Origin of the sequence: Hallella faecis, from assembly GCF_018789675.1 — a bacterium.
In the GTDB taxonomy this organism is placed as follows: Bacteria; Bacteroidota; Bacteroidia; order Bacteroidales; family Bacteroidaceae; genus Prevotella; species Prevotella faecis.
Genome location: NZ_JAHKBE010000072.1, coordinates 1 through 9,557, shown reverse-complemented (window position 1 = coordinate 9,557; position 9,557 = coordinate 1). Strand labels below are relative to the sequence as shown.

Annotated in this window: 11 protein-coding genes; all 11 read right to left on the bottom strand. The window is 45.8% G+C overall.

Features of this window, described 5'->3' with window-relative positions:
• Window positions 1-261, bottom strand: a 261-nt coding sequence (locus KM934_RS11675) for a hypothetical protein (RefSeq protein WP_215760779.1), incomplete at its 3' end; no start/stop codon positions are given.
• 18 nt (window positions 262-279) lie between these two features.
• Window positions 280-720: a hypothetical protein gene (locus tag KM934_RS11670; RefSeq protein ID WP_215760778.1), complete on the bottom strand. Its 441-nt coding sequence runs from the start codon at window positions 718-720 to the stop codon at window positions 280-282.
• A gap of 15 nt (window positions 721-735) precedes the next feature.
• On the bottom strand, window positions 736-2,286 hold the full coding sequence (locus tag KM934_RS11665; protein WP_215760777.1) for a serine/threonine protein kinase: 1,551 nt from the start codon (window positions 2,284-2,286) through the stop codon (window positions 736-738).
• Between the two features lie 65 nt (window positions 2,287-2,351).
• Complete coding sequence (locus KM934_RS11660) at window positions 2,352-3,560, bottom strand: serine/threonine-protein kinase (protein ID WP_215760776.1); 1,209 nt, start codon at window positions 3,558-3,560, stop codon at window positions 2,352-2,354.
• Window positions 3,557-4,882 carry a PP2C family protein-serine/threonine phosphatase gene (locus KM934_RS11655; protein WP_215760775.1) on the bottom strand — a complete coding sequence of 442 codons (1,326 nt, stop codon included), beginning with the start codon at window positions 4,880-4,882 and terminating at the stop codon, window positions 3,557-3,559. Before KM934_RS11655 ends, KM934_RS11660 begins: the two co-directional genes overlap by 4 nt.
• A 3-nt stretch (window positions 4,883-4,885) precedes the next feature.
• Entirely contained in the window at window positions 4,886-5,434 is a 549-nt protein-coding gene (locus KM934_RS11650; RefSeq protein ID WP_215760774.1) for an FHA domain-containing protein, read from the bottom strand.
• 4 nt (window positions 5,435-5,438) lie between these two features.
• Window positions 5,439-6,155: a caspase family protein gene (locus KM934_RS11645; RefSeq protein WP_215760773.1), complete on the bottom strand. Its 717-nt coding sequence runs from the start codon at window positions 6,153-6,155 to the stop codon at window positions 5,439-5,441.
• A 5-nt stretch (window positions 6,156-6,160) separates the two neighbouring features.
• Entirely contained in the window at window positions 6,161-7,117 is a 957-nt protein-coding gene (locus tag KM934_RS11640) for a hypothetical protein (RefSeq protein WP_215760772.1), read from the bottom strand.
• A 142-nt stretch (window positions 7,118-7,259) separates the two neighbouring features.
• Complete coding sequence (locus KM934_RS11635; RefSeq protein WP_215760771.1) at window positions 7,260-7,946, bottom strand: FHA domain-containing protein; 687 nt, start codon at window positions 7,944-7,946, stop codon at window positions 7,260-7,262.
• Window positions 7,946-8,314: a LytTR family DNA-binding domain-containing protein gene (locus KM934_RS11630; RefSeq protein WP_215760770.1), complete on the bottom strand. Its 369-nt coding sequence runs from the start codon at window positions 8,312-8,314 to the stop codon at window positions 7,946-7,948. The genes KM934_RS11635 and KM934_RS11630 overlap by 1 nt, the downstream gene beginning before the upstream one ends.
• Window positions 8,311-8,985: a UpxY family transcription antiterminator gene (locus KM934_RS11625; protein ID WP_317192672.1), complete on the bottom strand. Its 675-nt coding sequence runs from the start codon at window positions 8,983-8,985 to the stop codon at window positions 8,311-8,313. Before KM934_RS11625 ends, KM934_RS11630 begins: the two co-directional genes overlap by 4 nt.
• Window positions 8,986-9,557 lie beyond the last annotated feature (572 nt).

Here is a 9,557-nt window from a genome sequence, read left to right as displayed (position 1 = left end):
TTTTGGGTTAGCATCTGCACGGCCTACTCCACAGGGTTTGTCGGGTGCGCCGAAACAGCACACTCCATAATTTTTCATTTTTCTTGAGGCTGATGCTATTGTTGGCTCATTAGAGAACAATTTGCTGATGATATTCTTAGATACGAGTTCAAAAGTCATATCAAAAGGATCATTTAGACACTTAGCCTTCGAAAAGTAAAAGTAACCGACTTTCAAGGCATCAAGGTTGTATGGTGTTAATGGATAATACTTGTAAAGCATAATGCAAGATATTATATATTAGTGTGTTTTGTTGTTACGTGTTGATAGTAAGGCTTCTAATAATTCGTAAAACAATCTATTAGGAATCTTTCCTTCTAAAGTAAGGCGTCCATTCTTGGTTTTGTCCTTTATAGATAACTTCTGTCTATTTTCTGCTACAACTAATCCATGAGCAATAGCATTTCTTATGTGCCTTAAAAGATTGTGGACAGAATCGTTCCCTTTTTCTTTAGATCCCTTAGGCTTGTCATCGTCGTATAAAACAAAATATTTAAATTGGGATTTCTTCTTAGTATCTTTTTTATTTAATCTGCCAATTAAAATAGATTTCTCATCAAGGAATTTCTGCAGTTTCGGACTATTAATGTCGAAGACTCCGAACTGCGAAGAAATTTCTCGCTCAAACAAGCACAAGAAATCATATAACTTAGCCTTATTACTCTCAGATAATTTGTTCATGGCTATAAAGCAATATTACTTGAATAAGACCTTAAAATGTTTAACATAAAGAATTGTATTGCCGTACCATACTTCTAACCTATATGAGCCACTCCACCAATGACCAGCATCATTTCCACCCCAACCTCCTATATCAAAATATGTATTACCATCTTCGGAGTCCACATATAAATCAGAAGTATATGAACAGTCTTTAGGAGAGTTTCCCCCTTGAGACAAGGTACCATCAGGGTTAAATATCTTTATTTTTAGGGTGTAACAACCCGTTCCGAAGCCATAATAATATATTCTTGGACTAAGATATTTTGTTTGATAGTCATATATGGGTTTCCCATAGTCAGATATGACATTGTTGTTTTCATCAGTATTGCCAATCTCTATTTTGGAAATATGTATAGGATACACAGACGTAACATTATTCTTGTATTCTTCGTACTCATTTTGGGTAGAATAAAAGTATAATCCAACTCCAATTATAAAGAATATTGCTGTTACAAAAATAACTATATCTTTCGGGTCAAAAGAAAAACGAGGCGTAATTGAATCTTCATTCATTTGACTCCATGACAGGGATTGCTCTTGACATTCAGCCTTATTTCCATGTGTATCCGCAAGCATAGTCTCATCTTCACTATGCAGAGAAGACTTTTGTTCAACATTATAGCAAACATTCAACTCAAACTGCTCACGAAAAGTCTCCACGTTTTGTGGTCTATCTTTTCTATTTGTAGACATCAGCCACAAAATCATTTTCTTCCTCTTGTCGTCACAGCCGATTGGCATCGGCAGAGCAAGATGTTTATCCTCACTTCCATCATCATCGATATCCGATGGCAATGGTGGTTTCTTGTTAGTAAGCAGGGTATAGAGCGTGGCACCAAGAGCATAGAAATCTGTCCAAGGGCCAAACTTCTCCAAGTTCTGCTCCATCTGCTCACGTGGAGCGTAGCCGTTGGTATAGCTCACTGCCGTAGAAGTAGTAGCTCCTCCTTGTGCACTCTGCTGCTTGCTGGCACCAAAGTCGATTAGTTTTACCACGCCCTGTTTGTCCACCATGATATTGGCCGGTTTCAGATCAAGATGCAGGATGCCATCTTTATGTGCTGCCTCCAAAGCATCAAGTATCTGAGGAAGTAGTTGCATAACTTCCGCTTCTGACAAAGGCTTGCCAGTGCGCTTCAGACGTTCGCTCAGGTTCTCACCCTCGATGTAGTCCATGACATAGTAGGCGGTACCATTTTCCTCAAACAGGTCATGCACCCGGACGATATGCTCGTTGTTGAGCTTTCGCAGCCGTCGTGCTTCCTTCTTGAATTTTTCTAACTGTGACGCGAAGGTCTCACGATTGTCCGTGTTGCTGACGCTGACAGTAGTGTTGTTATCATCACGCTGACTGATACCACGCATGAAGAACTCCTTGATAGCATATTGTTCCCCAAACTGTATGTTCGTAGCTACATACGTATTGCCGAAACCACCTGATGAGAGATAGCGATCTATGCGGTAGGTGCCATGTAGAATGGTACCTACACGCAACATGTTGGCAGTGTTGATATTATTGCTCATATTAAAACTTCTTGTTTTTCTTTAGGCTTCAAAACTTCATGGGATTCTTTTGGTTGAATAAGTTCTTAATTCTTTTTGCAATCGCTATAACTCAAAGGCTTTCCTAAGAGATTCAAATTATTTAAAGCGTCTATATTGCCTTTTTGTGCGGACCTAGTTAACCACTCTTTAGCATTTGCAAAGTCAGTTTTAACACCCTTCCCATCCATATAACGTAGCCCTAATTCATTTTGAGCATCCGCATCACCTCGTTCTGCCATGACTATTAAATTATATATAGGCATTACAGAATAATCTCTAACATTTTCCCCCTCAGTTATTAAAAGCGTATTATTGTCATCTACAATTGCATCACGTTGGGGATTAGAGTCAGTCCGTTTTTCTTTATCCATAAACATATTAATTTCTACTACACTTTGTGGCCTATGATTCCTATATGTTGCCATTAGCCACAATACCAGTTTTGTGGACTTATTGCTAATATAAGGCATCGGCAGGGCAAGATGCTTATCCTCGCTTCCATCATCATCAATATCCGATGGCAATGGTGGCTTCTTGTTGGTAAGCAAGGTATAGATCGTAGCGCCGAGGGCATAGAAATCTGTCCAAGGACCGAACTTCTCCAAGTTCTGTTCCATCTGCTCACGGGGAGCGTAGCCGTTGGTATAGCTCACTGCCGTAGAAGTGGTGGCACCGCCTTGTGCGCTCTGTTGCTTGCTGGCTCCAAAGTCGATTAGCTTCACCACACCCTGTCTGTCCACCATGATATTGGCGGGTTTCAGGTCAAGATGTAGGATGCCCTCCTTATGGGCAGCTTGCAAGGCGTCAAGAATCTGAGGAAGAAGCTGCATGACTTCCGCTTCCGACAATGGTTTGCCAGTGCGTTTCAGACGGTCGCTCAAGTGCTCACCGTCGATGTAGTCCATGACATAGTAAGCAGTCCCTTTCTCCTCAAACAAGTCATGCACCCTGACGATATGCTCGTTGTTAAGTTTGCGTAGTCGCCGCGCTTCTTTCTTGAACTTCTCCAACTGCGAAGCGAAGGTTTCACGATTATCGGTATAGCTGACGCTTACCGTCGTGTTGTTATTGTCACGCTGGCTGATACCACGCATGAAGAACTCCTTGATGGCATACTGTTCCCCGAACTGAATGTTCGTTGCTACATACGTATTTCCGAATCCACCCGATGAGAGGTAGCGGTCTATGCGGTAGGTGCCGTGAAGAACAGTGCCTACACGCAGCATGTTGTCGGTATTGATATTATTGTTCATATATTAACTTCTTGCTTGTTTTTCGGATTCGCCCCTCCATGAGAATCCTGGTTATATAAATCCTTGACTTTACTGCTTTCTTTCAGTTTTTTTATAGCATCTTCCTCTTTAGTTTTCTGTTTTTTAGACCTTTTCTCCTGAGCAGGAAGCTTTTGCTGATTTTTTAGAGAGTCTTTAGAGCTTGATTGTTTGGACACTGTCGCCTCTTTCCTCGGAGTACTTTTATGTTCAATTTGCTCTGAGGGCTTGGAGGCAGTCTTGCTGATAGGTTTCTGTGGGCGAGGAGTACTATAGACATCCGTCTTAATAACGGAGTTTTGATTTTCCCGTTGAATTGTCTTTTGCGGCCGTAGCATCTTATACCCCACCCCACCTGCAAGGATGATGCAGACAGCCAACAGAACATAAAGTGTATATCCTCTCTTTGGTGATTTCCTAACCTCAGCTTGCGGTTTAGGAATCGGCCTGCTGACGATGGAGACATCATCACTTTGACTATGTGGCCGGATATTGAGTGCATTGTCTTTAGAGGTCTGTTCGTCTTCCAATAACAAGCTGTCATCAGATTCATGTTCCACCTTCTTTATGTGTATGAGATAAGCCGAATGATTGTCTTTGTTATCAGATGTGGCAGCAACCAGCTGCATCCGTTTCTTCTCGTCGGATCCATCGGAGGTAAGCAAATGGCAGAGTTCCTCATTGCTCATCTGCTCCAGCATTCCATCACTACAGATATAGAAATAGTCACCGGGTTGGATGTCAGTAATATGTACGATTGCCGGACGCACGCGGTTTTCCTCACCCGGTTGGATGGCACGTGTGATGATATTCTTCTGCGTCGACGTCCGCATCTCATCGTAAGAGATTTCGCCAGCTTGATACAAGTCATAAACGAGAGAGTGGTCGCGACTTTGGTAAATGATGCGGTTCTCTTTAGGACGGATATGATAGATGCGGCTATCACCAATATGAGCGGCTGTCAGGCCTCCTTTGTGAAAATAGAGAAGACAGAGCGTCGTGCCCATCTTCTTCAGATGACTGTTGTCCAGACAATCCAATTGACGATAGGCTGCTTGAAGGGCATAGAGCAGGTCGTCATCAGTAAACGACTGCTTGCTCAGACTAAGAATAGTATCACTCATCGCCTTGCACACCGTTTGACTCGCCACTTCTCCATGCTCGTGCCCTCCCATGCCATCACAAAGGATGAACAGATGGTCATCATCTGTCGCCTTGCCAAATGCAGGGAAAATACTGTCTTCCTGGTTGTCGCGTTGCCCCAACTCCCAAATGGCTTGTGGCTGGTATATCTCTATCTTCATCGTTTATCGTTCTTTATAGATGACATGGGTCTTTCCCATGATGATTTCACTTCCATCCCTTAATATAACAGCATCGCCCGACTGCAGCTCCTGTCCATCCACATACGTGGCATTCTTGTTTTGGTCGTTGCTGATGATTGCCTGACGAATTCCTACTACTTCCTTCACCTCTATCTTGGCGTGGCGGCGGCTCATATATCGGTCGTCGGTCTCGATTTGGAGGGAGGCTTGCGAGGAGGGTGCTTTCCGTCCCACCGTGTTCAATCCGATAGCGAGCGGATAACTTCGTTCGTCCACACACAGGCAACAGCTCTTGGTGTTGGGTGCTGAAGCCAATTGCGTGGTGCCCTTCAGCCCGCCCAACTGTGTCTCGCCGCCATTATATCCTCCGCCAAGGACGGTTTTCGCCTCCAAAGGAGCTTCGTGCCTGAATCTCACCTTCAGCACGGCCTTGCACTGCGGACACGTAATGACTTTCTCGTCCTCCATCTTGGAGTTTCTCACATCCAAGACGACACCGCAGTTGGGGCATTGTATTCTCTTTATTTCCATATTCTTACCATTTGATGACCGGCATGGCACCATCGAACTTTCCCCACATCACAGGATGCTGGCGGTTGCCGGAGGCCTTTACCACTCCTTCATGAACGTATGTGTACAGTTCGTTAGCTGTGAGGATCCGATTGCGGTCTATATCCGCCCCGCCACGAAGTCCACGTTCAAGAAATACCGTAAACAGACTATTGTGAAATCCTGTCTGTCTCGGCATCTCCATAGACAGCTCCGTGGAGCGGGAGGAGAGAAACAGCATGACGTTATCCTTGCTTCTACTGTCATTGCGCTGATTGCTATACCGCATCTTTCCAGAAAAGCAAGCGTCGGCAAAGATAACCTTATTGCGGACGTCGAACTTTCTCATTACTTGATAGATAGTACTGTAATAAAGGAAACCGTCGTAGCAGACCAGTCCACCGGGGATGCCGTGCCCACTGAAATAAAGCATGATGACATCATCTTCATCGGCTTTGCCGAACATCGTGTTCATTGCCTCTATGATGTTGGTAGTGGTTGCGTTAGCATTGGTGTAGCAGACCGATTCGGAATATTTGTTCTTCTGAAAAATATTGTCAATGGCCTGCGCATCGTACGCACTGACCCTAAGGTCATTGCCCGTGCCGGGATAATCGCTGATTCCGGCACAGACAACGTACGTCCTTGCCTGTACAAGACAGACAAACGCAGAGAGCAATATGACAAGGCCCAATCTTCGCATCGCTCTTACACCATCGTTCCCATGTCGGCGTCATTCATGTAGTCAGGCATGTCGGGCGACACGTCCGGATTCTCGCCGTAAGACACCTGCTGCATGTTCGGGTCGATACCATCATCATGTTGCATGGCATAGTCGGTTCCGTCGTCAGGTTGCTGCCCTGCGGCTTCCGCCAATTGCCCTACAGTTGCCATGTTGCCCTGATGGTCGACAACGACGTCGGGGTCGTCAAGCACGTTGTTGTCGTTAACATCGATGACAGCCACATCCGCATCACCGTCACCGTTGAGATCCACGGCAGCCGCGGCATGGCCTTGCACTGTTCCTTGTGCCACGACATGCACGTCGTCATCGGCGTTAGTCGTATCCTGATTGCTTTGGGATGCCGCCACATATGCAGGCTCTACATCCGCCTGCTGATGAACTGCCGTTTGAACGGGCTCGTGAGAGACAGGCTCCACGTCGGCCTTGGTATCTTCAGTTTGAGAATGAGACGTTGTGTGTGCTTCCGCAACGTAAGAGTTCTCCATCTCGTCGGCCCTGATCTCGGGCTTGATAGCCTGGGCATATTCTTCTCGGTTGTCAGCCGTCATGTTGTCCCATTCATCAGCGGTGTAGGTGCTGTAGATTCCGCCATGCCAGTGGAACACACCACCGGCACCGACCTGTGCGCGAGCAGAGTTGAAAGCATCGGTAAACGACATGTCGTCGCTTACTTCTCCCACCTTGACAGGCTGCTTGTCGGCCGTTGGTGAAGAAGCTGTTGAAGCAGCATCTTGCTTTTCCTCTCCACTGACTGCATAGATAGCCCCCGCACCCAGAAGGATGCCGGCGGCAGAGCCGATGGCAACTTTTTTCCATCCTGTTTTCTCTGATTGTGGCTCACTGATGGGCTGCTCCTCAAATTCTGCATACTCGACTTTTGAAGTCGGGTTCAGATACTTAGTCTCTTCATTTGTTTCCATATCTTTCCGCATTAAGGGTTTATTTTCTGTTTACCACTGCAAATATCGGAAATCTCCGACAAACTTGTTCCGCTAAAGAAGGGTTATCGTATGAAATGGTGGGATTAGATGATGAAATGGATGGGGTGGAATGGGGATAACGTCATCTTATAAATTTAGCTTTGCAATACGGACAAACATCGTATTGCGAGAGTTCATCGTAGGGCATGGTGAAATGATGGCCGCAGTTAGGGCAGACATACTTGCTACGGAACTCTTTTTCCTGCTCTTTTCGTTTCTTGGGGACATTTGTTGAGTCCCTGTATGCCTTGATGGTGAAGAAGAAAGAGGCGAAGATGGCTACGCAATACAGCATGATGTACCAAACGTTGCGCCCTACAGTCAAGGCAAGTATGATGGCTGTCATGGTGATGAGTCCCGTCGCACCTCGCAAGGCGTTGAACTTTCTCTCTGCAATCACCTGATCCAAAGAGTGCTGGTCATGCTCTTCCCATAGCGCTTGCAACGGGCGGATGTCGGCTGTCTTGGGTGCCAGTTGCCGGACGGCTTTTAGAATTGCAGCTAAGTCAATGCGATATTTCTCAGGCCCGAGAGTAATAACATCTGATTCTTTGACGCTTTTTTGTGCTATGGCCATGCCGTTGACGAACGTAACATTCTGCGGTTTTAGGTTCTTTATTGTGTAATGATCATTGTCAACTGTCAGCAAACAGTGCTGGCGACTTACGGTCATGGGAACATCACCTGGATTACCCAACCTTATCGATTGTTGACCGCAGGCAACTTTGAGTTGAGAGGTTTGAGGATCGCGTCCTATAATAAATTCCATTATTTGTTATTGTTTTTGCTCTCCATAAGGAGTTGCTTCATGTTCTTGAGGGCTTCTTTGGAAATGCTAAGTTGAAAGGCAAAGTGCATCAAGTCAGACAAAACAAGCATCTGTTTCTGGATATTGAATTTATATATGAAGTTCCGATTTACGATGTACCTTTTGCCGATGCGTATAAAGATAGTGGAAACAGGCCCTAACTGTGATGCCAAAGCCTTTTCCATATCACCAAGGTTCATGCCAATAGTGCTACGAAGCTTGTTAATGGTAACGACATTCGTATAATTGCCGTCACTTTCGAAATATACGATACTATTGATGGGCAACCGAATGAGTTCGTCTCGTGAGTTGAAGTAGATAAATTTCATTTCCCTTTCACTCTTAAAAACGCTTTGGGTATATATGCGGTGGTGATGCAGCCTATTCCGTCAAGCTCGACGACGACACGTTGCTGGCGGGAGACACGGGCGATACGGCCCTCAATGCCTCGGAAGTCGCCATCGGTGACAACGACATGGTCGCCACTTTTGAAATGGCACTGGGAGCGGTCGACGAAGAGAATGTGGTCGTTGTCGATGCTCGTCAAATGGATAAAATTATCCATCTGCTTATCGGGGACGATGAGCGGTGGGTTCTTGCCGTCGGCATCGGTGCGGAAGTGGTCGTAGTAGTAGCTGAGGTAGGCGTTGCCAGGTGCAGCTAGCGCAGGGACTATCTCTTTCTTGGTGGCATGGGCAAAGAGCAGATTGGGGATAAGCGGTTCACGCACCCGCTTTTTCTTGCCATTCATCTCCTTCTCAGCATCATGCATGGCAAGGTAAGTGTCAAAGCCCAAATCTTCCAGCCAGTCCTTAGCTGCCTGTTCGTGATGGTAAGCGACACGCAGGACGAACCATTGTTTTATCTGCTCCTGTTGTCGTGTGTCACCAAGTTCCTGTGGGGCGTTCTCCACCGACACCCCATTCTTGTACTGACTGGGGAACGTGCGAGGGGTAAGCCGCGCACCGGAAAGGAGATTGCCGCCTTCTCGGATGTACACATTAGACAACGTGTCCATAGGTTTTATGTTAGGTATATGAAAAAAGCGTGGAACCTTCGTCACCCGTTCCACGCATAGAGGCTCTGGTAATGCCCATCACTGTCAGAACGAGCAACGCAGAAGCCCACGCCTGTATGTATATCTCACCATTGGCATACCTTATATACAATAAGGTATACCTCCGGCTGGTGAATACACACCCATGGACATCTACCGCTGCCATGTTCTTTGACAGTAAATGAAATTTACCAGATTTCTATGCGTCAAGAACAAAGCGTCAAGTAAACGCCTAATCCATAAATGGTTCCCCACAATCAAGCCGCTTCTCATGGGCGACTCTTTCCGCCCTCTGCGGGCTTCTGCATTGCGGACGGGCACGAATGCCGTTCCTTGCTTCAGCCGATAAGGTTTCGGACGTGGTTCACATGGGCAAATTTACGAAGAAATATTGAAAAAGCTAAAAAAAGAGAAAGAAATTTTAGAAGTAAATGGGCGCACCCGACAAACCCTGTGGAGGGCTGTGCAGATGCTAACCCAAAAACTATGTTGCCAAACGATACATGATTGTCCAA

What these genes read in the sequence shown, in the direction of transcription:
- KM934_RS11655 (WP_215760775.1), bottom strand. Translation starts at nt 4,882, where the DNA reads ATGAAGATAGAGATATACCAGCCACAAGCCATTTGGGAGTTGGGGCAA.
- KM934_RS11660 (WP_215760776.1), bottom strand. Translation starts at nt 3,560, where the DNA reads ATGAACAATAATATCAATACCGACAACATGCTGCGTGTAGGCACTGTT.
- KM934_RS11670 (WP_215760778.1), bottom strand. Translation starts at nt 720, where the DNA reads ATGAACAAATTATCTGAGAGTAATAAGGCTAAGTTATATGATTTCTTG.
- KM934_RS11635 (WP_215760771.1), bottom strand. Translation starts at nt 7,946, where the DNA reads ATGGAATTTATTATAGGACGCGATCCTCAAACCTCTCAACTCAAAGTT.
- KM934_RS11665 (WP_215760777.1), bottom strand. Translation starts at nt 2,286, where the DNA reads ATGAGCAATAATATCAACACTGCCAACATGTTGCGTGTAGGTACCATT.
- KM934_RS11645 (WP_215760773.1), bottom strand. Translation starts at nt 6,155, where the DNA reads ATGCGAAGATTGGGCCTTGTCATATTGCTCTCTGCGTTTGTCTGTCTT.
- KM934_RS11630 (WP_215760770.1), bottom strand. Translation starts at nt 8,314, where the DNA reads ATGAAATTTATCTACTTCAACTCACGAGACGAACTCATTCGGTTGCCC.
- KM934_RS11650 (WP_215760774.1), bottom strand. Translation starts at nt 5,434, where the DNA reads ATGGAAATAAAGAGAATACAATGCCCCAACTGCGGTGTCGTCTTGGAT.
- KM934_RS11640 (WP_215760772.1), bottom strand. Translation starts at nt 7,117, where the DNA reads ATGGAAACAAATGAAGAGACTAAGTATCTGAACCCGACTTCAAAAGTC.